At 72.7% G+C, this 23,668-nt stretch carries 15 protein-coding genes and 1 pseudogene; 9 read left to right on the top strand and 7 right to left on the bottom strand.

Annotated features, from left to right (window positions below; genetic code table 11):
• Positions 1-136 precede the first annotated feature (136 nt).
• A complete protein-coding gene (locus tag ACH4F2_RS06445; protein WP_398131535.1) occupies positions 137-553 on the top strand; it encodes an SsgA family sporulation/cell division regulator in 417 nt (138 codons plus the stop codon).
• A 144-nt stretch (positions 554-697) separates the two neighbouring features.
• Here ACH4F2_RS06445 and ACH4F2_RS06440 read toward each other — a convergent pair whose 3' ends face one another.
• A complete protein-coding gene (locus ACH4F2_RS06440) occupies positions 698-1,384 on the bottom strand; it encodes a GPP34 family phosphoprotein (protein WP_398131534.1) in 687 nt (228 codons plus the stop codon).
• 327 nt (positions 1,385-1,711) lie between these two features.
• Here ACH4F2_RS06440 and ACH4F2_RS06435 point away from each other — a divergent pair, with 327 nt between their 5' ends.
• From ACH4F2_RS06435 to ACH4F2_RS06420, 4 genes and pseudogenes are all read left to right on the top strand, one after another.
• Positions 1,712-3,337 (top strand): ABC-F family ATP-binding cassette domain-containing protein, encoded by a 1,626-nt coding sequence (locus ACH4F2_RS06435; protein ID WP_398131533.1) that lies wholly within the window; start codon positions 1,712-1,714, stop codon positions 3,335-3,337.
• A gap of 10 nt (positions 3,338-3,347) precedes the next feature.
• Positions 3,348-5,606 carry an ATP-binding cassette domain-containing protein gene (locus ACH4F2_RS06430; protein ID WP_398131532.1) on the top strand — a complete coding sequence of 753 codons (2,259 nt, stop codon included), beginning with the start codon at positions 3,348-3,350 and terminating at the stop codon, positions 5,604-5,606.
• A gap of 197 nt (positions 5,607-5,803) precedes the next feature.
• Positions 5,804-6,097: pseudogene (locus tag ACH4F2_RS06425) on the top strand (N(G),N(G)-dimethylarginine dimethylaminohydrolase); the annotation flags it as partial.
• Between the two features lie 220 nt (positions 6,098-6,317).
• Positions 6,318-7,292, top strand: a complete 975-nt coding sequence (locus ACH4F2_RS06420; RefSeq protein ID WP_398131531.1) for an acyl-ACP desaturase — start codon at positions 6,318-6,320, stop codon at positions 7,290-7,292.
• Positions 7,293-7,381: 89 nt separating this feature from the next.
• On the opposite strand, the gene ACH4F2_RS06415 is transcribed toward ACH4F2_RS06420, so the two are convergent.
• Together ACH4F2_RS06415 and ACH4F2_RS06410 are read right to left on the bottom strand one after the other, a co-directional pair.
• Positions 7,382-10,741 carry a hypothetical protein gene (locus tag ACH4F2_RS06415; RefSeq protein ID WP_398131530.1) on the bottom strand — a complete coding sequence of 1,120 codons (3,360 nt, stop codon included), beginning with the start codon at positions 10,739-10,741 and terminating at the stop codon, positions 7,382-7,384.
• Positions 10,742-10,825: 84 nt separating this feature from the next.
• Entirely contained in the window at positions 10,826-11,071 is a 246-nt protein-coding gene (locus ACH4F2_RS06410; RefSeq protein WP_398131529.1) for a WhiB family transcriptional regulator, read from the bottom strand.
• 190 nt (positions 11,072-11,261) lie between these two features.
• On the opposite strand from ACH4F2_RS06410, the gene ACH4F2_RS06405 reads away from it, so the two are divergent.
• Complete coding sequence (locus tag ACH4F2_RS06405) at positions 11,262-12,050, top strand: VOC family protein (protein ID WP_398131595.1); 789 nt, start codon at positions 11,262-11,264, stop codon at positions 12,048-12,050.
• Positions 12,051-12,087: 37 nt separating this feature from the next.
• Here ACH4F2_RS06405 and ACH4F2_RS06400 read toward each other — a convergent pair whose 3' ends face one another.
• Both ACH4F2_RS06400 and ACH4F2_RS06395 read right to left on the bottom strand, forming a co-directional pair.
• A complete protein-coding gene (locus tag ACH4F2_RS06400) occupies positions 12,088-13,128 on the bottom strand; it encodes a LacI family DNA-binding transcriptional regulator (RefSeq protein ID WP_398131528.1) in 1,041 nt (346 codons plus the stop codon).
• 412 nt (positions 13,129-13,540) lie between these two features.
• Positions 13,541-14,542 (bottom strand): multicopper oxidase domain-containing protein, encoded by a 1,002-nt coding sequence (locus ACH4F2_RS06395; RefSeq protein WP_398131527.1) that lies wholly within the window; start codon positions 14,540-14,542, stop codon positions 13,541-13,543.
• 206 nt (positions 14,543-14,748) lie between these two features.
• On the opposite strand from ACH4F2_RS06395, the gene ACH4F2_RS06390 reads away from it, so the two are divergent.
• Positions 14,749-17,226, top strand: a complete 2,478-nt coding sequence (locus ACH4F2_RS06390) for a ThuA domain-containing protein (RefSeq protein WP_398131526.1) — start codon at positions 14,749-14,751, stop codon at positions 17,224-17,226.
• A 14-nt stretch (positions 17,227-17,240) separates the two neighbouring features.
• Positions 17,241-19,427, top strand: a complete 2,187-nt coding sequence (locus tag ACH4F2_RS06385) for an OmpL47-type beta-barrel domain-containing protein (protein ID WP_398131594.1) — start codon at positions 17,241-17,243, stop codon at positions 19,425-19,427.
• 1 nt (position 19,428) lies between these two features.
• Here ACH4F2_RS06385 and ligD read toward each other — a convergent pair whose 3' ends face one another.
• Positions 19,429-20,454: a non-homologous end-joining DNA ligase gene (gene ligD, locus ACH4F2_RS06380; RefSeq protein ID WP_398131525.1), complete on the bottom strand. Its 1,026-nt coding sequence runs from the start codon at positions 20,452-20,454 to the stop codon at positions 19,429-19,431.
• 177 nt (positions 20,455-20,631) lie between these two features.
• Complete coding sequence (locus ACH4F2_RS06375) at positions 20,632-22,332, bottom strand: TlrC/CarA/OleB/SrmB family ABC-F type ribosomal protection protein (protein ID WP_398131524.1); 1,701 nt, start codon at positions 22,330-22,332, stop codon at positions 20,632-20,634.
• A gap of 260 nt (positions 22,333-22,592) precedes the next feature.
• Here ACH4F2_RS06375 and ACH4F2_RS06370 point away from each other — a divergent pair, with 260 nt between their 5' ends.
• A complete protein-coding gene (locus ACH4F2_RS06370) occupies positions 22,593-23,660 on the top strand; it encodes an ATP-dependent DNA ligase (protein WP_398131523.1) in 1,068 nt (355 codons plus the stop codon).
• Positions 23,661-23,668 lie beyond the last annotated feature (8 nt).

Below are 23,668 nucleotides of genomic sequence, written 5' to 3'. Positions count from 1 at the left end.
TCACTCCCGCGCATGAACGCGGTGACAGAGGTCACTCGGTCATCGTGTGCACGGATTGGCTGATTCCGTCGTCTCTTCCAGTGCCCGGCCCGTACCACCCCGGAAGCCCGTCCAGCCGTCACGAGGGAGCAAGGCGTTGTCCACCGTCATCGAGCAGCCCGTCGAGGCGCGTCTTGTCGCCGCCGCGCCGCGTATGCCGAGCTTTCCCGCCACGCTGCACTACGACCGCAGCGACCCGTTCGCCGTCCGTATGACCTTTCCGGCTCCGGCCACTCTCGAAGGCGTGGAGGTCTGCTGGACCTTCTCCCGCGAGCTGCTCATCTCGGGGATGCGGGAGCCGGACGGCCACGGTGACGTGCGGGTCCGCCCGTACGGATACGACCGCACGGTCCTGGAGTTCCACGCGCCCGAGGGCACCGCCGTGATCCACGTGCGCTCGGGTGAGCTGCGCCGGTTCCTGCAGGCCACCGGCGAGCTGGTGCCGGTCGGCCTGGAACACCTCCAGCTGGACCTGGACCACGACCTGGCAGAGCTGATGCGCGGGACCTGCTGACGCAGCTCCGACACAGCCCTGACGCAGCTCCGACCCGGCGCGCACGCCGGCCGCGGGGCCCGCTGACGCCACCCTGACGCCCCTGACACCGCCGCGCGCCGGCCGCGGGGCCCGCTGACGCCCGACGCCGCCGCGCGCGCCGGGTCAGCCGCCCGCCGACGCCGCGGCCCGCGCAGTCTCCGCGCTCACCGCTCCCCACACCTCGTCCACGATCTTCCGCAGCCCGGGGGCCGCCGCGCCGCCGCGCCCGGTCAGCTCGGCGATGCGGTCGTCCCGGCGCGCGCCGGGCCCGGCGGATGCGAACGCGCTGAACCCGAGGGTGCGCAGTTCCGCGGCGGCCGCCAGCGCGGCCACGGCCGCGTCCCGTTCCGGGACCTGCCCGGCCGGGACCGGCCCCTGAAGGACGTACCGCGTCTCCTCGCGGAGCGCCCGCGCCGCCGCGACCCGCGCCAGGGCGTACTCCACGGACGGGAACACGCCGAGGACGCGCTTCTTCTCGGCGCGCAGATGCCCCTCGGCCACCAACTGCTCCCGGACCGCGTCGAAGGTGACCCGCGCGTGCAGCCTCACCCACGTCCGCCACCGGTGCGGCATCGACTCGCGAACGAGGTCCAGCAGCCCGTCGAGGACGGCGTCCCCGGTGCGGGAGTCCAGGTCGACTGGGGTGGCGATGCCCTCGTCGTCGGTGAGCAGACCGCGCTGGGCCAGTTCGGTGAGCGCGCCGGCGCGCACCAGATGGTGGAGCCGGGCGGTGTCGGCGGCGCTGGACCGCTCCGGGTCCCAGGCCAGCAGGCAGAGCCGGGCCGGCAGTGAGAGCGAGCCGTTGGGCACAGGGGCCTCCTTGGGGCCGTGGAATCGATCCGCGGTAAGGCGTTGACAGCCCACCCGGTCTCTCGTACGGTGTACAGCGCTTCTGTTGCCGCCGATTGGAGAAGGACGTTGCTCGTCTGAGGTCCTGAGACACCGCGTCACACATGCCGTGCATGTGTGTATGCCGCGTGCGACCTCGGCGCTCGAGCCGTTCTTGCGGAGCAGGGCATTTTTCATGCCCGGACACTCCCCTGGGCTCCTCCTTCCCTCGCCCGACGGCGTCGCCGCCTCCCGGTGTCTCGATACGCGTTTGCCCCTGACCGCTTCGAGCAACCGCGGAGACCCCGTATGTCTGCTTCCATCACCTGTACGTCCCTCTCCTTCGCCTGGCCCGACGGCACGCCCGTGTTCGAGGGACTGGACACCTCCTTCGGCCCCGGCAGGACCGGGCTCGTCGGTGTCAACGGGTCGGGCAAGTCCACCCTGTTGAAGCTGGTCGCCGGGGAGCTCGCCCCGGCCGACGGCACGGCCCGGGTGGCCGGCGAGGTCGGTTACCTGCCGCAGAACGTCACGCTCGACACCGCGCTGCGGGTCGACGAGGTGCTCGGCATCGCCGCGCGGCGGGCCGCGCTGCACGCCATCGAGGCGGGCGACGTGGCCGAGGAGCACTTCGAGACCGTCGGCGACGACTGGGACGTCGAGGAGCGCGCCCTCGCCACGCTCGGCGAACTCGGTCTCGGGCACGTCGGGCTCGACCGCACGGTCGGCGAGGTCTCGGGCGGCGAGTCGGTGCTGCTGCGCCTGGCCTCGCTGCTGCTGCGCCGGCCCGACGTCCTGCTCCTGGACGAACCCACCAACAACCTCGACCTGTACGCACGGGGGCGGCTGTACACGGCCGTCGCCTCCTGGCCGGGGGTCATGGTCGTGGTCAGCCACGACCGCGAGCTGCTGGACCTCGTGGACCAGATCGCCGACCTGCGCTCTGGGGAGATCACCTGGTACGGCGGCAACTTCTCGGCGTACGAGGAGGCACTGGCCGTGGAGCAGGAGGCGGCCGAGCGGATGGTGCGCGTCGCCGAGTCGGACCTGCGCAAGCAGAAGCGCGAACTGGCCGACGCCCAGGTCAAGCTGGCCCGCCGCAAGCGGTACGGCCAGAAGATGTTCGAACAGAAGCGTGAGCCGAAGATCGTCATGGGCGCCCGCAAGCGCGCGGCGCAGGAGTCCGCGGGCAAGCACCGGATCATGCACGAGGAGAAACTCGCCGAGGCCAGGGAGCGGCTCGACGACGCGGTGGAGGCGGTGCGGGACGACGACGAGATCCGTGTCGACCTGCCGTACACCGCCGTGCCACCGGGGCGCTCGGTACTGACGCTCCGGGACCTGCGGCTGGTCCACGGCGCGCGCGTGGAGGGCGGTCTCGACCTGCACGGCCCGGAGCGGATCGCACTGATCGGCCGCAACGGCGCGGGCAAGACCACGCTGCTGCGCACGGTCGCCGGGGAGCTGGAGCCGGTGGCGGGCGAGGCGACGGCGTACGTCCCGATGCGGTTCCTGCCACAGCGCCTGGACGTCCTCGACGGCGAGCTGAGCGTCGCCGAGAACGTGGCCCGGTTCGCGCCGGGCGCCACCAACAACCGGATCCGCGCGCAGCTGGCCCGCTTCCTGTTCCGGGGCGCCCGCGCCGACCAGAAGGCGGCGACGCTGTCCGGCGGCGAACGCTTTAGGGCAGCCCTGGCCGCGCTGATGCTGGCCGAGCCCGCACCGCAGCTGCTGATGCTGGACGAGCCGACGAACAACCTGGACATGGCGAGCGTGCGGCAGCTCACCACCGCGCTGGAGTCGTACGAGGGGGCGCTGATCGTTGCCAGCCACGACATGCCGTTCCTGGAGTCGGTCGGCATCACCCGATGGCTGCTGATGGAGGAGGGAGAACTGAAGGAAACCACGCCAGAAGCTGTCGGGTATCCCGCCTAGCGTCGCTCGCATGAGCGAGTTCATCTGCATCACCGGAGCCAGGGAGAACAACCTCCAGGACGTCACGCTCCGCATCCCGAAGGGCCGGCTGACCGTGTTCACCGGCGTTTCGGGATCGGGGAAGTCGTCGGTCGTGTTCGACACGATCGCCGTCGAGTCACAGCGCCAGCTGAACGAGACGTTCACCTGGTTCGTACGCAACCGGCTGCCCAAGTACGAGCGGCCGCACGCGGACACCCTGGAGGACCTCTCCCCCGCCATCGTCGTCGACCAGCGTCCGGTCGGCGGCCACTCCCGTTCCACGGTCGGCACGATGACCGACATCCACTCGGTGCTGAGGGTGCTGTTCTCCCGGCACGGCACCCCCAGCGCCGGGGCGGCGACGGCGTACTCGTTCAACGACCCGTCGGGCATGTGCCCCGGCTGCGACGGCCTGGGCCGCAAGGTGCGGCCCGACTGGGACCGCGTCCTCGACCCGGCCAGGTCCCTGGCCGGCGGGGCGGTCCGCTTCCCGCCCTTCGCGGCGGGGACCTGGCAGGGGCAGGCGTACACCAACACCGGCGAACTGGACCCGGACAAGCCGGTCGGCGACTTCACGGACGCCGAGCGCGCGTTCCTGATGCGCGGGCGGCCCGGCAGCAAGGTCACCGTCAACGGCACGGGCGGCACCTGGACCACGGAGTACGAGGGCCTCGCCGACCGCTTCGAGCGGCTGTACCTGAAGCGGGACCTGTCGGCGATGAGCGCGAAGACCCGGGACCTGGTGCGGCGGTTCCTGGTCGAGGACCGCTGCCCCGACTGCGGCGGCGCCCGGCTGAACGCGGCGGCGCTCGCGACCCGGATCGACGGGCACTCCATCGCCGACTGGTCCGGTATGCAGGTCACCGACCTGATCGCCGTACTGAGAAGGATCGGCGACCCGGTGGCGCGGCCGATCGCCGGTGCCGCGATCGCCGCGCTGGAGCGCATCGCGGCGATCGGGCTGGGCTATCTCAGCCTCGACCGGGAGACCTCCACCCTGTCCGGTGGCGAGGGGCAGCGGCTGAAGACCGTGCGGCACCTCGGGTCCAGCCTGACCGGAATGACGTACATCTTCGACGAACCCAGCGTCGGGCTGCACCCGCGCGACGTCGGACGCCTCGGCGACCTGCTGCTGCGGCTGCGCGACAAGGGCAACACCGTGCTGGTCGTCGAGCACGACCCGGACGTCATCGCGCTCGCGGACCACGTCGTCGACATGGGTCCGCGGGCCGGCGCGGGCGGCGGCCGGGTGGTCTTCGAGGGGACGCCGGGTCAGCTGGCCGCGGCGGACACGCTCACCGGACGGTTCCTCGGACGCCGTACGGCGGTGAAGGACGAGCCGCGGACGCCGGCCGGGGAGCTGTGGGTGAAGGGCGCCGGCCGGCACAACCTGCGGGACGTGACGGTGGCCTTCCCCACCGGGGTGCTGACCGCGGTCACCGGCGTCGCCGGGTCGGGCAAGAGCACACTGGTCGCGGAGCTGATCGCCGCCCACGCGGACGCGGTGGCCGTCGACCAGTCCGCGATCGGCGTCTCGGCACGGTCGACCCCGGCCACGTACCTCGGGATCATGGACACGGTACGGAAGGTCTTCGCGCGGGAGACGGGCGCCGAGCCGGGGCTCTTCAGCTTCAACTCGGCGGGGGCGTGCGGCACCTGCGAGGGACGCGGAGTCATCCACACCGACCTCGCCTTCATGGACCCGGTGACGACCGCCTGCCACGACTGCGAGGGGCGGCGCTTCCGGGAGGAGGTGCTGCGGCTGACGATCGACGGCAGCTCCATCGCCGACGTGCTGGCGATGACCGCCGACCAGGCACTGGACTTCTTCGCCGACACGGGCGTACGGCGGCGGCTGCGCGCCCTGCGGGACGTCGGCCTCACGTACCTCACACTCGGGCAGCCGCTGTCCACGCTCTCCGGCGGTGAGCGGCAGCGCATCAAGCTGGCCACCCGGCTGCACCGCACCGGCGCCGTGTACGTCCTGGACGAACCGACCACCGGACTGCACATGTCGGACGTCGAGGGGCTGCTCGGCCTGCTGGACCGGCTGGTCGGCACCGGCAACACGGTCGTGGTCGTCGAGCACAACCTGGACGTGGTGGCGCACGCCGACTGGGTGATCGACCTCGGCCCGGACGGCGGCCGGGACGGTGGCCGGGTGCTCTTCGAGGGCACCCCGCGCGAACTGCTCACGGCCCGCGGGTCCAGCACGGCGGAGCATCTCAGGAGGGCCACGGGACACTGACGGGGGACACGTCGGCGCGGGCCGGCGCCGCATGACGGCCAACCGGCGCCGCGACACGGGCGCCGGAAGCCGGCGCCGGTACGGAGACCCTCGTCCCGGCGCGAAGGCCCTCGCCCGCCGCCCCGGCCCCCGACTCGCGGGACGACACGATCCCGCGTCGGACGCGGCCGGGGTACCTCCCACGCCCTTCAGTCAGTGGGAGGAGCACCGACGCGGCCGGCGTCCAGCGGCTGCGGGCGGCCTTCGAGCCGCTGGGCGCCCGGGTCGTCGCCGTGCCCGTGAGCGAGGTGCCGTACCTGAAGTCGGCGGTCACCGCGCTGCCGGACGGGACGGTGATCGGACACCTCCCGAGTGTGGACGTGCCGTCGCTGTTCCCCCGTGCCGAAGACCGCGGTCCCGCTCGCCGGCCTCGGCCGCGAGCCGGTGGTCGTGGACGTCGGCGAGTCCGAGAAGCTCGAGGGCTTGTGACGTGCCTCTCGGTACATCTGCGGAGCTGTACGCCTGAGCACCGCGGATCTCACCCGTTCGGCCTTGGACCTGCGTGTCCCGGGATTTTCCCGTACCCCGGTGGACTGCGGGTGATCAGGGACCTTTACAGTGCGTTTAACCTACGGTCTCGTAACCTACGGTTTCGTAGCCTACGATCCCGTAGGTTCCCGGCACCGCTCGCCGGCCGCATTCCGCTCTGTCGCACGTCCCCTGGAGTTCTCCGTGACGATCGTCTCCCCGCACCTCGGCAATTCCGCCGAATGGACCGACGCCCGGCTGCTGTACGCGCTGGAGGAAGTGGTCGAGACCGAACTCAACCGGCATCTGACGGTCGCCAAGGACTGGATGCCGCACGAGTACGTGCCGTGGAGTGACGGCCGGAACTTCCCGGGGATCTTCGAGGACGGCGAGGCCTGGGAGAAGGGCCAGTCCAAGGTCACCGAGATCGGGCGGATCGCCCTGGTGGTGAACCTGCTGACGGAGGACAACCTCCCCAGCTACCACCACGAGATCGCGAGCCTCTTCGGCCGGGACGGCGCCTGGGGCACCTGGGTGCACCGCTGGACCGCGGAGGAGGGCCGGCACGGCATCGTGATGCGCGACTACCTGCTCGCCTCGCGCGCGGTCGACCCGGACAAGCTGGAGCAGTTCCGCATGGCCCACATGAGTGAGGGCTTCGAGTCGGACAACCGGCACTCGATGCTGCACTCGGTGGCCTACGTCGCCTTCCAGGAGCTGGCCACCCGCATCTCGCACCGCAACACGGGCCACCAGTCCGGCGACCCGGTCTGCGACCGGATGCTGGCCCGCATCGCGACCGACGAGAACCTGCACATGGTCTTCTACCGCAACCTGCTCAAGGCGGCCTTCGAGCTCGCGCCCGACCTGACGATGCAGGCGGTGCGGGACGTGGTCGTGAACTTCCGGATGCCCGGTCACGGCATGCCCGGCTTCGAGCGGGCCGCCGCGCAGATGGCGATCGGCGAGGTCTACAACCTCCGCATCCACCACGACGACGTGATCCAGCCCGTGCTGCGCTTCCTGAAGATCATGGAGATCGACGGCCTCGGCCCCGACGGGCAGGCGGCCCAGGAGGAGCTGGGGCTGTACATGGGCGGACTGGACGCCGAGGCCGCCAAGTTCGACGAGAAGCTGGCGGCGCGCAAGGCGCGGATGGCTGCCCGGGCGGCGGGCTGACCGCACCCGCCCCGACCGCCTCGGCCGCACCCGGCCGCCGTCACCCGTAGGCCGCACCCGTAGGCCGTGGTCACACTTGCGGGCCGCCGTCACTCGTGGGCCGTGGTCTCCTCCAGCGCCGCGTCGCGCACGTCGGGGACCGGGTGGCGGCGCAGCGCCCGCAGCAGCTCGCGCCAGGGTGCGGGCCACTGCTCGCGGCTGCCGAGCGCGGCGGTCACGGCGACGGCCAGCAGCCCCTCGGCGTGGCCGCCGTGCTCGGCCAGCGCGACGGCCTCGACGCGCAGCGCCTCGGGGTCGCCCGGCTGCTCCCAGCGCTCCAGGCGCCCGCGCACTTCCCCGGCGACGCGCGCGGCGAGTGCCGGACGGTCGGCTCCGGCCAGGGCGGTCACCCGGTCCAGGCACGGCGGTACGGCGGTCAGGTCGAGGTGGGTCGCCGCCAGGACGGCGGCCTGCGCCGCGTAGGCCTCGTACTCCGCCAGCAGCTCTGCGGCGGCGAGGCCGGCCGGACGGACGGCCGCCTCGGAACGGGAGGAAGCCGCCCCGAGTCGGGCGACGAGGAACTCGACGCGCCGGCGCGCCGGCCGGTCGCGGCGCGCCTCGGCGTCGCTGTCGTCGTCGGACGCCGTGCCGGCGAGCGTGCGCAGCGCGTCCAGGAGCCCGGCCAGGCCGTGCGGAGTGCCCGGCGCCGCGCTGATCAGGGCGTTGGCCGCGGAATGCCAGGTCCCCCTGTTCGCCAGGTCGGTGACGGCACCGGCCAGCACCGCGGGCGCCTCGGCCGACCAGGGTGTCCAGCGGGCCAGCGCGTCGAAGGCGAGGGCCGCCGTGGCGGGGTCGTCGGTGACGGCGGTCTCGCGTACCAGGCGGGCGTACCGCGCGCGGTACGCCTCGGGCAGGTCCAGCGGCGCGGCCCGCAGCACCGCGGCCCGCAGCACCGGCGCGCCGCCGGCGGCGTCGCGCAGGAGTTCCCAGATCTCGTCGCGCGCGAGCAGGCCGCCGGCGAACGCGGCACAGGCGGCGCGTACGTCGGGGTGCGTGCCCGGCCGGGTGTAGACCTCGGTGACCAGGGACGCCGCGTCCGGGACGGGAAGCCGGGCCGCGGCGAGCCGGACCGCCTCCTTGCGGCTGGTCACCTTGGCGTCCGGCGCCCGCAGTACGTCCCTCAGATGGGCGGCGAGGCGCGACGGGCGTACCTGCCGTGATGCCCGGGTGACCGCGTACACGGCGACGCGGGCCCGGTCCCCGCCGGCGTGCGCCAGCAGCTCGGGCAGCGCCTCGGCGGCCCGGTCGGTGCGGGCCAGGGCGGCGAGCGCGGCCTCGGCCATCTCGACCTCCGGTGACGCCGACCAGCGGCGCGCGAGGTCGGCGCCGCCGTCGGGCACGGCCGCGGCCTCGGTGACGGCTTCGGCGCGCTCGTGCTGCGAAAGCGCCGAATCGGCGGCCCGTGCCGACAGCCGTCGCAACAGCTCCGCCCGCTGTCGCGGCACCCAGCGGCGCGCGTCCCGGGCCTCCACCCACACGGACAGCTGCCTTCCCTCGGGCCGGAAGCGGCCGTGCGGCGGCTCGTCGGTGAGCACCAGGTCGAGGAGGTCGGTGCGGCGCCGGACCAGCTGCGACCAGACCACGGGCAGGTCGACCGCCGACGGGTCGTGGGTGAGGAGGCGGGCCACCCGTTCGTCGCGCGTACCGGCCGGCTCCAGCCAGAGGAGCAGCGCTCCGCTCGCGGCCGTGACATCCCCGTCCCGGAACACCAGCCACAGCAGGTCCTGCAGACCCGTCATCCCGGCGGCGCGCCGGCCCGCGGACCGGGCGAGGGCGAGAACCAGCCGGTGATCGCCCTTTTCGGCAGCCGCCTCCATCTGCGGCCGCAGTGCCTCGTACACCTGGTGCTCCTGGCCGCGCCGGAGGATGCGGTCGAGGCGACCGAGGTCGACGGTGCCCGTGCTGCCCGATATCCGTACCAGGGTGCGCAGCGCCCAGTCCGCCAACGCGCGCGGTCCGCCCTCCGGGTGCTCGCGCAGCAGGGCGAGGGCGAGGGCGACGAGCACCCGCCGGGTGCCGGGCGAGGAGTCGCGGGCCTCGACGGCGTCGATGGCGATGCGCTCCAGGTGCTCGGCGGCGTCCTCGGCGAACAGGGCGGGCCGGATCGCGCACGTCGCCCGCAGCGCGGCGGACCGCACGGGGTCCTGTTCGTTGCGCAGCCGCGCCATGTCCCTGAGGACGGCGGTGACGGCGGCCGGGTCGCCGGAGCGGTCGGCGTTGCGGATCAGCAGGGGCCAGGCCAGGGCGCGGTCGTCGGCGTCCGGGCGCCCGGTGGCGGCCAGCAGCCGGTCGCGGACCTCGGCGACGGGCAGGAAGGACTCGGCGCTGAGGACCTTGTTCTCGGTGGCACCGGCCGCACGCGCGCGGGCGGCCGTCTTGCGGGCCTCCTGCTCGGCGTGGCGGCGCGTCAGCACCTTCAGCAGCGCTTCGTCGACGCCGGCCGCGCCGGGGCCCCGTCCCTCGCGGACGGCCGCGTACAAGGCGTGGCGCCGGGCGGGCGGGAGCGCCTTGAGCAGCCGCGGGAGACCGCCGTAGGGCAGCAGGGTGCGGCCGTAGGCGACGAGTTCGGGCGAGTCGGTCCGGGTCAGCCGGTGCAGGACCGTGCGTCCGAGCCGGTGCACGTTCACGAGGGGTGCCCAGGCTGGCGTGGGCAGGAGTCTCAGCACCCGCCGCGGGTCCACGGCGGCGAAGGCGGAGAGGTGGCCGCGCAGTTCGTGCGGCAGGCGGCTCGGCCCCCGCCGGTCCAGCAGTGCCAGCACGCGCGCGGGCTCGGCGGGCGCGAGGGTCGCCATCGCGTGTGCGTACCGGTTCCACCAGCTGTCGCGCATCGCCTCGGGCAGCGCGGTCAGGTCCTCCTCCAACACGTCGAGCAGTGCGGCGGGGTGCCGCTTGGCGAGGGGCGTCCACGCGCGGACGGCGTGGAGCAGACCGGGCAGCAGCCGGGTGACCGTCGGCGCGGTGCAGCCCGGCAGCAGACGGGCCGCCTCGGCGTCGCCCCAGTCGCGTCGCAGCCCGTCGACGAGCCGGTCGGCGAGGGCGGAGCGCCCGCCGGCCACGACGGCGCGCAGCAGGTCGCGGCGTGCCGCCTCGGGCGCGTCGGCGAGCGCCGCCTCGAACGCGGCGTCCGGCACGCCCAGGCTGCCGGCGACACGCAGGGCATGACCGCGCACATACGGGTCGGCGTCGGCGATCCGGTCCGCGATCCACTCGGTGTCGCCCGCGGCGGACGCGGCGACGACGGCGAGCCCGCGCCCGTAGGCACCGTGCCGTTCGAGTTCGGCCAGTACGGGCCGCGGTGCGGCCGACTCCCTCGCGCGCACGACGAGTTCCCGCATCCGCTGTGGGTGGGCGAGCGGATCGATGGCGTGCAGCAGGCTCTCGGCCTCGTGCTGTGCGGCGGTTGGCGACATGCGGGGATTCTGCCTGCCGGGGCGCGCGCGGCCCAGCGAATTACCGGCGCGGACGGTGCGCCGCGCGATGTGCCGGGGCCTGGCTCAGCGCGGGACGCGCCGCAGTGACATCCGCTCCTTCTCCGACAGTCCGCCCCAGACGCCGAAGCGCTCGTCGTTGCTCAGCGCGTACTCCAGGCAGGCCGAACGGATCGGGCACAGGGCGCAGATCCGCTTGGCGTCCCGTACGGAACTGCCCGGCTCGGGGAAGAAGAAGTCTCCCCCTGTCTGTGCGCACAACGCCTCCTCCTGCCAGGCGAGGTCGGGCGTCGCGGTCGTCTCGATGTGCATGCTCCAGAGCGTGCACGGCCGGGAAAAACGTTCGATCAACGTCGGATCAACGCCCGGCGGCCGGGGCTCGGGCCGACCCGATGGTCCCCCGCCCCGCGGGAGGGCGCACGGCGGCGCGCGGAAGCGATTGTCAGTGGTGGGTGCAAGACTCGGCAGTGCAGGCAACGGGACCCTTTTGAGGAGGGCGATGATGCTCACCACCCGTTTCGTCACCGGCGCCCCGAACTGGATCGACGTCGGCGCGCCCGACATCGACGGCGCCACTTCCTTCTACGGCGGCCTCCTCGGCTGGCGGTTCCGGTCGGCGGGGCCAAAGGCCGGGGGCTACGGATTCTTCGAGCTGGACGGCCGGATCGTGGCGGGCGGTATGCGGACCGCGCCGGAGCAGGGCCCGCCGTCCTGGACGGTGTACTTCCAGGCCCCGGACGCCCAGGCCGCGGCCAAGGCCTCCGAGCAGGCCCGGGGCGGTGTGCTCATGCGGCCGACGGACGTGCTGGGCCAGGGCACCGTGGCGATCCTCACCGACCGGGCCGGGGTGCCGTTCGGCGTCCGGCAGCCCGAGCGGCTGGGCGGCCTGACCGTGGCCGGCGAGACCGGTGCGCTGTGCTGGGTCGAGCTGTACACGGCGGACATCGCGGCCGCCGCCGCGTACTACGACGCGGTGCTGGGGCTGGAGACCTCCGCCGTCCCCTTCCCCGGGGCCGGGACGTACACGTGTGTGAACCCGTCCGGGGAGGGCGAGGAGAGCATGTTCGGCGGTGTCGTCCCGCTCGCCGACGACCCGGTGGAGACGGACGCCCACTGGCTGCCGTACTTCGCGGTCGACGACACCGACGCCGTGGTCGCCCGGGCCTCGGAGCTGGGCGGCACGGTGCGGATGCCCGCGACGGACGTCGAGGGCGTCGGGCGCCTCGCCCGTCTCGCCGACCCGTACGGCGCCCGGTTCGCGGTGCTCAGGCCGATGCCCCGGGAGGCGTAGGGCGGGTCCGGCCGGCCGTGGTCTCCCGTGCTCCGTCTCAGGCGGTCGCGCGGCGGACCAGGGTCGTCGGCAGGACGACGCCGGCCGGCGCGGCAGGCGCGGGGTCCTCCGCTCCGGCGCCGCCGTCCAGGCCGCGCAGCAGCAGGCGGGCCATGAGCCGGCCCATCTCCTCGATGTCCTGGCGGATCGTGGTCAGCGGCGGGTCGGTCTGCTCGGCGACGGACAGCATGTCGTCGAAGCCGACCACGGCCACGTCGTCCGGCACCCGCCGTCCGCGCTCGCGCAGCACGCGCAGGGCGCCCGCCGCGGTGAGGTCGTTGGCCGCGAACACGGCGTCCAGGTCCGGGCACCGGTCGAGCAGTTCCCGCATCGCCCGCTCTCCGCCACCCGAGGTGAAGTCGCCGCGCTCGATCAGCCCCGGGTCGGCGTCGGTCCGGACGTCGCAGAAGCCGGCGAGCCGGTCGGCCGCGGACGTCTGGTCGAGCGGGCCGGAGATGTGCGCGATGCGGGTCCGGCCGAGGCCGGCCAGGTGGAGCACCGCCTCACGGGCGCCGCCGCGGTTGTCGCTGTCCACGTAGACCACGTCGTCCCGGCCGTCGTCCCAGCCGGGGCGCCCGCCGAACACGGTCGGCACACCGGCGCTGCGGACCAGGCCGGGCAGCGGGTCGTCGAGGTGCAGGGAGAAGACGAGCGCCCCGTCGACGTGGCCGCCGGCCAGGTAGCGGCCGACGCGGGCATGGTCCTCGCGGCCCTCGGTGAGCAGCAGCACGAGCTGGTTGTCGCGGGCCGTCAGTTCCTTGCTGATGCCGCGGAGTTGCTGGGCGAAGTAGGGGTCGGCGAAGACCCGGGCCTCCGGTTCGGCGGCGACGACGGCGACGGCGTCGTGGCGTCTGGTCACCAGGCTGCGGGCGGCCCGGTTGGGCACGTACCCGAGCTCCTCCACCGCGCGCCGGACCCGCTCGGCCAGCGCGTCCCGCACCCCGTGCGCCCCGTTCACCACCCGGGACACGGTGGCCCGCGAGACCCCGGCGCGCTCGGCCACGGCCTCCAGCGTGGGGCGCGGCGCTGTCTCGCTCACTTCAGGGCTCCTCGTCGGCGGCTGCGGTCAGGATAGCGGCAGCCGCCGAACCGGAGAGAGCGCTCTCGGCGTCCGTGAACCCCTGCCCCGGGGGGCCGCGCGCCGTGATGATCAGGGCATGTACACGAGAAAGGCTCATGACGCCTGACCGACTCGTTCCTGTACGCCCGGCTCCCCCCGCGCGCGAAGAACCGGGCCGGACGGGGCCGTACGAAGCCCCGGTCGTCACGGTGCCCGTGGGCCGCGCTGCGTGTGCGGGTCTTCGACCCGCCTCTCATCGAGCCCGTCACCGACGGCCGCCCCGTCCGCTCCGAAGGCGGGGAACCTGGCCGAGGACGTCGCAGCCGCCTTGGCGTACTGGTGGAACCCGGTACCGAGTGGCGCCTGTTCGGCATCGGCCGACCGCGTCGCCTCAGTGCTCGTGCGCCGGGGCCTCCCCGGTCCTGGTCTCCTGCCCGTGCGCGTGCGGGTCGTACCCGGGAATCGTGCCGTCCGGCTTCTTCACCAGGAACAGGCCCACCATCCCCATGTCGGAGTGGCTCTGTACGTGGCAGTGGTACATCCACGCCCCGGCGCCCACCCCCTCCCCCGCGATGATCTGGAAGCCGAAGGAGTCCGCCGGCCCGGTGATCTTGTTGTCGACGACCCGGCTCGGGTCGTCGGGGCCGGTGAGCATGCCGGTGCGGTTGTCCGCCCAGCGGTGACCGTGCATGTGGAAGGTGTGGTAGTACTCGCCGTGCGTGATCATGACGATCTCGACGCGATCGCCCACCGTGGCCTCGAAGTCGGGCCCGGTGTGGGGCGCCCGGTTGTTGATGAGCATGTCGTTGAAGACGATCGTGTGCGTGGCGCCCGGCAGCACGTCGCCCTTGCGGCGCACGATCACCGGGCCGTACAGGCCCTTGCGGATGCCGCCGGTGCCGTGTTCCGTGCCGACGACGTGGTCGTGGTAGTGCCAGTAGCCCGCGCTGCCCGCCCGCCAGGTGCCGTCCTCCCGACGGCCGGGCTTGTGGGTGCGCCAGGTGTAGGTGCGGGTGCCGCCGGGCTCGACGTCGCTCCTGTTCATTTTCGTGCCGTCGCTGGAGATCTCGTAGTCCAGGCCGTGGACGTGCAGACTCGCCCGCACGTCCATCGTGTTCTCGAACTCGATGTGCAGCGTGTCGCCCTCGTTGAGCTCGATCAGCGGGCCGGGGACGGACGCCTTCCCCTTCTCGAAGCCGTAGCCCATCCGGCCGTCGGGCAGCTTCTCGGCGTACATCCTGATGTGTCTCACCTCGCCACCGGCCGGTGCCGTCTTCGCCGGCGTCGCCTTCGCCGGGTCCGCCGCGCCCGCGACCTCCGGAGCGATGGACAACGATGTCGCGACGGCCGCGCCGCCCAGCAGCACCCGCCGGTTGAAGCCGCGTCTGTCCATGCCGAACTCCCCACACTGGGATGGAATTTGCGGAGACGTAGCCATGACTGTCCGTGATGAGTGATGGACCTGTGGGACGGTATCGGCTGCGACCGCGTTTATCCACACTCAGGACAAAGTTCGTTCCATCCCGGTCATACCTATTGGCGGACCACGCAAAGAGGTCTAACTTCCTTGGCGCTGCTGCCGTGACCGAGGAGGTGCCCATGCACTTACGAGGGTTGAGCGCGAGAAGAAGGGGCTGGGCGGCGTTCGCGACCGCCGGTTTCGTCGCCGCGGGACTGCTGGCGGGTCCCACCGCCAGCGCGCGCCCGGCGCCGGACCCGTCCCTGACAACGATGTCGATCAAGTCGCCGCCTGGCGGCGTGAACGTACGGGTGCTGATCTTCTACGGATCCGCCGCGGCCGGGGACGAGTCACCGGTCGTGAACGCCGGGATCGCGGCCATCGAGCGGATCGGACTGTCCGGCCCGGCGAAGGAGCGCTTCACGGTCGAGGCCACGGACAACGCCTCGGTCTTCACCAACGAGAAGCGGCTCGGCCGCTTCAACGCCGTCGTGTTCCTCACCGGCGGCGGTGACGTCCTCGATCCGGCGCAGGAGGCGGGCCTGGAGGCCTACATGGAGGCCGGCGGCGGTTTCGTCGGCATCCACGACGCGGCCCGCGCGGAGCCGTACTCGGACTGGTTCACCGGTCTGGTCGGGGCCCGCCCGGCCGCGTCCAGCCCCACCGCGGTCCAGCGGGCCACCGTCGAGGTCGGTGACCGGCGCCATCCGGCCACCAAGGACCTGCCGGCGCAGTGGAAGCGGCCCGACGAGTGGATGAACTGGGTGGAGAACCCGTCCGGCGACGTGCACACCGTGGCCCGGGTGCGCGAGTCGACGTACCAGCCCGGGGCGAGCGCCAACGGCTGGGACCACCCGGTCAGCTGGTGCCGGGACTACGACGGCGGCCGGTCCTTCTACACCGGCATGGGCGGCACGGTGTCGTCCTACGACGAGACCGACTTCCGCGCCCATCTGCGCGGCGCCCTCATGTGGACGACGCGCCTGGCGCGTGCCGACTGCAAGGCGACCATCGACGGCAACTACACGGCCGAGCGGCTCACCGCGCCCAACCAGCCCGGCCACAACGACCAGATCGGGGAGCCGCACGGCCTGGTCACCGCGCCCGACGGCCGCGTGTTCTACATCGGCCGCGGCGGCACGGACTCGTCCCGGCCCGTGATCACCGACTGGAACGACCCGGACGTCGGCAAGGGCACCGGCCAGATCCACGTCTACGACCCGCGGACGAAGCGGGTCACGCTCGCCGGTGAACTGACCGTCTTCGGCAACAAGGGCGGTGGCGGCGAGCTGTCCAAGGTCGAGGAGGGCCTGCTCGGCATCGAGCTGGACCCGGGGTTCGCGGAGAACGGCTGGGTGTATCTGCACTACACGCCGCACTCCGGGATCAACCGCGACACGCACATGGCCGAGCGGCGGGTCTCCCGCTTCACGCTCGACCGGGCGACCGACAAGCTGGACCCGGGCAGCGAGAAGGTACTGCTGAAGTGGCCGGTGCAGATCCACAGCTGCTGCCACGCGGGCGGCGGGATGGCCTGGGACTCCAAGGGCAACCTCTACATCGCCACCGGTGACAACAACTCCAGCGGCTTCAGCGGCGGTTACTCGGGCAACAACCCGGAGCCCAACTTCAAGGGCGTGTCCTTCGCCGACGCGCGCCGCACCTCCGGCAACACCAACAACCTCAACGGCAAGATCCTGCGCATCCACCCCGAGCCGGACGGGACCTACACGCTCCCCGAGGGCAATCTCTTCACCGGGAAGGAGACCGCCGAGGGCGGCGGCAAGACGCGCGGCGAGATCTACGTGATGGGTGTGCGCAACCCGGCGCGCATCTCCGTCGACAAGGCGACCGACACGCTCTATGCGGGCTGGGTCGGCCCGGACGCCGGCGCCCCGTCGCCGACGTGGGGTCCGGCCAAGTACGACACGTTCGCCGCGATCACCGAGGCGGGCAACCGGGGCTGGCCGTACTGCATGGGCAACAAGCAGCCGTACCGGGACCGGAACCTGCCGGACCCGTCGAAGCCGCTGGGCTGGTACGACTGCGACGCCCCGAAGAACGAGTCGCCGAACAACGACGGCCTGGTCAACCTGCCGCCGGTGACCGGGAACAACATCTGGTACTCGCCGCAGGGCGGCGGCCCCGACTTTCCGCGCGACGGGAACGGCATCCCGTCGTACGAGGAGGGCGAGGCCACCTACAGGCTGCCCTGGCTCGACGGCGGCAGCCAGGCCGCGATGAACGGCCCGGTCTACCGCTACGACGCCGGCAGCACCAGCGAGACCAAGTGGCCCGCGTACTGGGACGGCAAGTGGTTCGTCGGTGACTTCTACGACGGCGCCCAGCCGCGCAACGCGGTGCTGATGGACCCGAAGACGCAGGGCGAGGGCGGTCTGCCGGTGCATGCGGAGTCGCTGAAGAGGATCGTGCCGGCCGGCGACGACGGCATCCGGAACCTGATGGACTGGAAGTTCGGTCCGGACGGCGCGCTGTACCTCCTGGAGTACGGCCGCGGCTTCTTCACCTCGGACTCCAGGTCGGCCCTGTGGCGGGTCACCTACAAGGGCGGTGGGCCGACGCCGGCCGCCTCAGAGCTGGCGAGGGGGACCGAGTGATGCGCGGACGAAGAATGTGGGCCGCTGTCCTGGCCGGCCTGTTGATGCTGCTCGGTCTGCAGGCGGCGCCGGCTTCCGGGCGGCCCCGGGCGGAGACCGGGGCCGCCGCGGACCAGGTCCTCACCTGGACGGCCGGCGACGACATCACCAAGTACACGTCCGCTCCGCAGACGGCGGTGGCCGGTCCCGCCACGATCGTCTTCGAGAACAGCGAGGCGACCGGCAACACCACCGGTATGCCGCACACGCTGACGTTCATGACCAGCGACCCGGAGTACAACAGCGACGTCCAGCTGAACATCCTGGCCAACCCGGGCGACGACCAGGGCGGCAAGCACACCGCCGAGGTCACCCTCGCCCCCGGCCGCTACCTCTACTACTGCACGCTCCCCGGCCATTTGGAGATGAGGGGCGTGCTCGTGGTGACCGAGGGCGGCGGGGGCGAGGACACGACGGCTCCCGCCACGTCGGCGGACGTGGGCGGCACGCAGAACGCCGACGGCCACTACGTCGGTGCCGCGAGCGTGACGATCGGCGCCAGTGACGAGGGCGGCTCCGGCGTCGAGCGGATCGAGTACGCGATCGGCGCCGACGGTGCCTGGCAGCCGTACACCACGCCGGTCGTCGTCGACCAGGTCGGCGACCACACGGTCCGCTACCGCGCCTTCGACAAGGCGGGCAACGCCGCCGCCGAGAAGAGCGTCACGTTCACCGTGGCCCCCGCGCCGACGGACGACAAGACCGCCCCGGAGACCTCGGCGACGGTCAGCGGCGAGCGGAACGCGGACGGCGCGTACGTCGACATGGCGACGGTGACCGTCACCGCCTCCGACACCGGTTCCGGGGTCAACACCATCGAGTACGCGGTCGGTGACGGCGCCTGGCAGGCGTACACCGCCCCCGTGATGGTGCACGAGGTCGGCGAGCACACCGTGCGCTACCGCGCCACCGACAAGGCGGGCAACAGCGCGGCGGTCAAGAGCGTCGCCTTCACCGTCGTCGCCGCTCCCCCGCGGGACACCACCCCGCCGGTGACCGGCGCGACCGTGGAGGGGACGAAGAACTCCGACGGCGCGTACGTCGGCAGCGCGAAGGTGACCGTGGGCGCCACGGACGAGGGCGGCTCCGGCGTGGCCGGTGTGGAGTACTCGCTCGACGCCGGGCCCTACCTGGCGTACGCGGCGCCCGTGGCCGTCGACCGTGTGGGCCGGCACACCGTGGCGTACCGGGCGAGCGACAAGGCGGGCAACACCTCCGAGCCGCTGACCGTGAGCTTCACGGTGGTGTCGGGCCAGGTGCCGCCGCCGCCCTGCCCGGAGTACGACGAACGCGAGACGGTGATCGTCGGCACCGTCGACACGGGTGTGCCGAACCGGGTCACGAACAACCGGTGCCGGATCAACGAGCTGATCGAGGACGAGAAGGAGTGGACGTCCCAGGCGCTGTTCCTGAAGCATGTACGGGAGGTCATGGACGCCCTCCTGGACGAGGGGGTCGTCGATCGTCGGGAGTACCGGGCGGTCAACAAGGCCGCCCGGCAGTCGGGGATCGCCACGCCCGGCCAGACCGAGGGCTACCGCACGATCCTCGACGGGACCCAGGAGTCCTTCGCGAAGTGGGAGCAGGTGGGCGGTGGTTCGTTCGGGCTGAACCCGGACGGGACCATCACCTCCGGCACCACGAAGCCCGGCCTCGGCATGCTGTGGTTCCCGGAGCGCACGTACGGCGACTTCTCGCTGAAGCTCCAGTGGCGTGACGACGCCCCGGGCACCGGAAACGCCAACTCCGGTGTGTTCGTGCGCTTCCCGCAGGTCCACGACCACCCGGAGGAGTCACGGCCGGAGTGGGTCGCCATCAAGTACGGGCACGAGATCCAGGAGTTCGACAGCCCCAGTGGCGACATGTACAAGACCGGCTCGGTCTACGGCTTCGACCGGGTGGGTCTCGCCGGGGCCGGCGTGACGGAGAAGGGCACCTGGAACGACTACGAGATCCGCGTGGTCGACCAGCACTACTCCGTCTACCGCAACGGCGTACTGATCAACGAGTTCGACAACATCGGCGGCCAGGACTTCCACCCCGCGCGCTCGGACGACCCGGGCACGGACGGGCGGCGGTTCGCCTCCGGCTACATCGGACTCCAGGTGCACGGCACGACGGACGTGGTCTCGTACCGGGACGTCCGGATCAAGGAGCTGTAGCTCAGCTCTCCTGAGGGCGCGGCTTCTTCGCGCGGCTCGGCTGTACCCGGCTGGGTTCCCCCGGCATCTTCGGATACTCGGGCGGGTACGGCAGATCACCGAGCCCGTGGTCGTGCTCGTCCTTCGTCGCCAGTTCCAGCAGGGCGTCGAGGGAGTAGGCGTGATCGTCCATGTCCGCGTGCACGTCGCCGAGTTCGGCGAAGCGCGCGGGCATGGTCGTGATGTCGAAGTCCTGCGGGTGCGCGACGCCCACCTCCTCCCAGCGCAGCGGCGCGGAGACGGGGGCGTGCGGGCGGGGGCGTACGGAGTAGGCGGAGGCGATGGTGCGGTCCCGCGCGGTCTGGTTGTAGTCGATGAAGATGCGCTCGCCGCGTTCCTCCTTCCACCACTTGATGGTGACCTGCTCGGGCATCCGCCGTTCCATCTCGCGGCCGACGGCGATGGCCGCGCGCCTGACCTGGGTGAAGGTCCAGCGCGGCTCGATCGGCACGAAGACGTGGAGGCCCCGTCCGCCGGAGGTCTTGGGCCAGCCGCGCAGTGAGCCGAACTCCTCCAGAACGGCGCGCAGTTCGTGGGCGGCGCGGGCGGCGTCGTCGTAGTCGGTGCCGGGCTGCGGGTCGAGGTCGATGCGCAGTTCGTCGGGGTGGTCGACGTCGTCGCGGCGCACCGGCCAGGGGTGGAAGGTGAGGGTGCCGTACTGGGCGGCCCACAGGACCGCCGCCTCCTCGGTGGGGCACATCTCGTCGGCGCTGCGTCCGCTCGGGAAGGTGATGTGCGCGGTCGGGATCCAGTCGGGCATGCCCTTGGGTGCGCGCTTCTGGTAGAACCACTCGCCGGTGACGCCGTCCGGGTAGCGCTGGAGTGTGGTCGGCCTCTCGCGCAGGGCGCGCAGGATGCCGGGCGCGACCGCCTGGTAGTACCGGGCCACGTCGAGCTTGGTGTAGCCGTGCTCCGGGAAGAAGACCTTGCCCGGGCTGGACAGCCGCACGGTCCGTCCGCCCGCTTCCAGTTCCACCGCTTCCGCCATGCGAGCCACGGTAGGCGCACCACGGGGACCTCGCACATCAGACGACGGCCCCCACCCGGGCCCGGGGTGCGGGGCGGCAGGCCCCGCACCCCGGGCCCGCCGTCGCCGCCGCCCCGCGGGGATCCTCGGGACGAGCACTCCCCCGCTCCTGCTCACGGCTCCGTCACGCGGTCCTCTCTACTCGGCCAGGCTCCCGTTGCTCATCCGGACCCGGCGGCCGGTGAACCGCCGGGCGACCATGCGGTCGTGCGAGACCACCACCAGTGCGCCGCGGTAGTGGTGCAGGGCCTCCTCGAAGTCCTCCACCAGCGCGGGCGAGAGGTGGTTCGTCGGCTCGTCCAGCAGCAGCAGGTCCACCGGGTCGCGCAGCAGACGGGCCAGCGCCAGTCGGCGCAGCTGCCCCGTGGACAGGTCACCGACCGCCGTCGTCAGGTCGGACGGCCGGAACAGACCGAAGCCGAGGAGGGAGCCGTGATGTTCCTCGGGGTCGCCGGGCAGTCCGGCGGCGAACGCGGCCAGCAGGGTGCGCCGCGGATCCGTGATCGCGGTCTCCTGGGGCAGCCAGCCGACGCGGTCGGGGCGCGCGCACGTGCCTCGGTCGGGGGTCAGGTCGCCGGCGAGGACCCGCAGCAGCGTGCTCTTGCCGGCGCCGTTCGCCCCGGTGACCAGGACGCGTTCGCCCGGTTCGACGGTGAAGCCGTGGACGTCGAGCCGGTCGCCCACGGCGACCCGGTGGAGATCGGCGACCGCCCCCTTGTGGCCGGCATCGCCGCCCGCGACCCGGGCACCGAAGCGCAGGGGCGCCGGCGGCCGCGGCACCGGGTTCTCCTCCAGTCGCCGCACCCGCTCCTTCGCCTGCCGGACGCGCGCGGAGATCTGCTTCTCCACGCTGCGCTGGTGACGCTGGTTGTCGCGGTCGGCGTTGGTCCTGCGCCGGGGCCCGGCGGTCATGGTGTCGGCGGCGCGGCGGGCCAGGGCGCGCTGCTCCGCCAACTCCTGTTGCCAGTCGGCGTACTCCTGCTCCCAGCGGCGCCGGGCGCCCGCCTTGGCCCGGAGGTATCCCGCGTAGCCGCCGCCGTGCCGGTGGACGGTGCGGCGTTCGCCGTCCACCTCCCACAGGGCGGTGGCGACGCGTTCCAGGAAGACACGGTCGTGGGAGACCGCCAGCACGCTGCCGCGGTGGGAGCGCAGGTACTCCTCCAGCCACTGAACGGCCGGGACGTCGAGGTGGTTGGTGGGCTCGTCGAGCAGCAGCAGCTGCGGTGCGGCCGCCAGCAGACAGGCCAGGTTGAGACGGGCCTGCTCGCCGCCGGAAAGGCTGCCCAGCCGCCGGTCGGGCGTGATGCGCTGGAGGCCCAGTCCGTGCATGGCGGCTTCGACGCGGGCGTCGGCCGCGTAGCCGTCCCGCGCCTCGAACGCCTCCAGCAGTTCCCCGTACGAGGCGAGCAGGGCGTCGAGTTCGTCGGGTCCGGATTTCGCGAGCGCCTGCTCGGCCCGGCGCAGCGCGTGCTCCAGGGCGCGCAGGTCGGCCAGGGCGTGGTCGACGGCGTCCTGGACGGTGTCTTCCGGGGGGAGGTCGGGGGTCTGCGGCAGGTATCCGGCGCCGCCCGGAGCGTGGACGCGGATCCGGCCCGCGTCCGGGCGGTCGAGGCCGGCCAGCAGGCGCAGCAGGGTCGACTTGCCGGTGCCGTTCTCGCCGATGACGCCGATGCGCTCGCCGAACGCCACGGACTGGTGCACGCCGTCCAGCAAGGGCCGGCCTCCGGGCGCGCGGACGACGTCGTCCAGGACGACCTGGAACGCACCGGAGCCGGATTCCGAGCCGGTACCGGACGGGGTGGATGGGCAGGTGGAGGTGCCGGAAATGGGCTGAGACATGCGTGGTCCGCCATATCGGAAGGCGTGGACAGGTGACCGATACGGAGGGAGGGGTCATCGGCGCGCGACGGAGCGGCGTGAGTGAAGGCCGCGCAACAGCCGAACCCGGGGACCCTGACGGGCGGCCGGAATCACACCGCGTACGCGCGGTGGCATCGGCGCCCGGTCTCCCGGGGCGGTATCAGATGTACGGGTAGAAGAGCCTGATCACCCCACAAGCCTAACAGGCGAGGACCACGGACCGCTCATACAGTCGGACCATGGATCTGCCCGTCATGCCGCCCGTGAAGCCGATGCTCGCCAAGTCCGTGGCGAAGATCCCGCCGGGCATGCACTACGAGGCGAAGTGGGACGGGTTCCGGTCGATCGTGTTCCGCGACGGCGCCGAGGTCGAGCTCGGCAGCCGTACGGGTAAGCCGTTGACCAGGTACTTTCCGGAGCTGGTGGAGGCGGTGCGGGAGCGGTTGCCCGAGCGGTGCGTGGTGGACGGGGAGATCGTGATCGCCCGGGAGGGGCATCTGGACTTCGACGCGCTCACCGAGCGGATCCATCCGGCGGACTCCCGGGTGCGCACGCTGGCCGAGCGGACACCGGCCTCGCTGGTGGCCTTCGACCTGCTGGCACTGGACGACGAGTCCCTGCTCGACGTGCCCCTGACCGACCGGCGGGCACTGCTGGTCCGGACGCTGTCCGGGGTGACACCGCCCGTACACGTGGCACCGGCGACGGACGACATCGAGGTGGCGCGGAGGTGGTTCGAGCAGTACGAGGGGGCGGGGCTCGACGGCGTCGTCGCCAAGCCGCTCGACCTCCGCTACCGCCAGGACGAGCGGGCGATGTTCAAGATCAAGCACGAGCGCACGGCGGACGTCGTGGTCGCCGGTTACCGCCTCCACAAGAGCGGCCCCGTCGTCGGCTCGCTCCTGCTCGGCCTCTACGACGACCGGGGCGTCCTCCAGCACGTGGGCGTGAGCGCGGCCTTCACCATGAAGCGGCGCGCGGAGCTGGTGGAGGAGCTGGAACCGCTGCGCATGGACGACGTCCGGGGCCATCCGTGGGCCGCCTGGGCCGAGGAATCGGCGCACGAGTCGGCCCGGCTGCCGGGCGCCCCCAGCCGCTGGTCGGGCAAGAAGGACCTGTCGTGGGTGCCGCTGCGGCCGGAGCTGGTCGTCGAGGTGGCGTACGACCACATGGAGAACGGGGCGCGCTTCAGGCACACGGCCCGCTTCCGCAGATGGCGCCCGGACCGGACGCCGGAGAGCTGCACCTACGCCCAGCTGGAGGAGCCGGTCCGCTACGACCTGGCGGAGATCCTCGGCGCCAGCTGAGGGCGCCC

It is taken from the genome of Streptomyces sp. NPDC017890 (genome assembly GCF_044328675.1).
Classification (GTDB): Bacteria; Actinomycetota; Actinomycetes; order Streptomycetales; family Streptomycetaceae; genus Streptomyces.
This window is presented reverse-complemented; position numbering and strand designations above follow the sequence as displayed.

Bases quoted from the DNA above. Each gene is read 5' to 3' on its own strand.
- ACH4F2_RS06435 (WP_398131533.1), top strand. From the start codon at position 1,712: ATGTCTGCTTCCATCACCTGTACGTCCCTCTCCTTCGCCTGGCCCGAC.
- ACH4F2_RS06430 (WP_398131532.1), top strand. From the start codon at position 3,348: ATGAGCGAGTTCATCTGCATCACCGGAGCCAGGGAGAACAACCTCCAG.
- ACH4F2_RS06415 (WP_398131530.1), bottom strand. From the start codon at position 10,741: ATGTCGCCAACCGCCGCACAGCACGAGGCCGAGAGCCTGCTGCACGCC.
- ACH4F2_RS06410 (WP_398131529.1), bottom strand. From the start codon at position 11,071: ATGCACATCGAGACGACCGCGACGCCCGACCTCGCCTGGCAGGAGGAG.
- ACH4F2_RS06405 (WP_398131595.1), top strand. From the start codon at position 11,262: ATGCTCACCACCCGTTTCGTCACCGGCGCCCCGAACTGGATCGACGTC.
- ACH4F2_RS06395 (WP_398131527.1), bottom strand. From the start codon at position 14,542: ATGGACAGACGCGGCTTCAACCGGCGGGTGCTGCTGGGCGGCGCGGCC.
- ACH4F2_RS06390 (WP_398131526.1), top strand. From the start codon at position 14,749: ATGCACTTACGAGGGTTGAGCGCGAGAAGAAGGGGCTGGGCGGCGTTC.
- ACH4F2_RS06385 (WP_398131594.1), top strand. From the start codon at position 17,241: ATGTGGGCCGCTGTCCTGGCCGGCCTGTTGATGCTGCTCGGTCTGCAG.
- ligD (WP_398131525.1), bottom strand. From the start codon at position 20,454: ATGGCGGAAGCGGTGGAACTGGAAGCGGGCGGACGGACCGTGCGGCTG.
- ACH4F2_RS06375 (WP_398131524.1), bottom strand. From the start codon at position 22,332: ATGTCTCAGCCCATTTCCGGCACCTCCACCTGCCCATCCACCCCGTCC.
- ACH4F2_RS06370 (WP_398131523.1), top strand. From the start codon at position 22,593: ATGGATCTGCCCGTCATGCCGCCCGTGAAGCCGATGCTCGCCAAGTCC.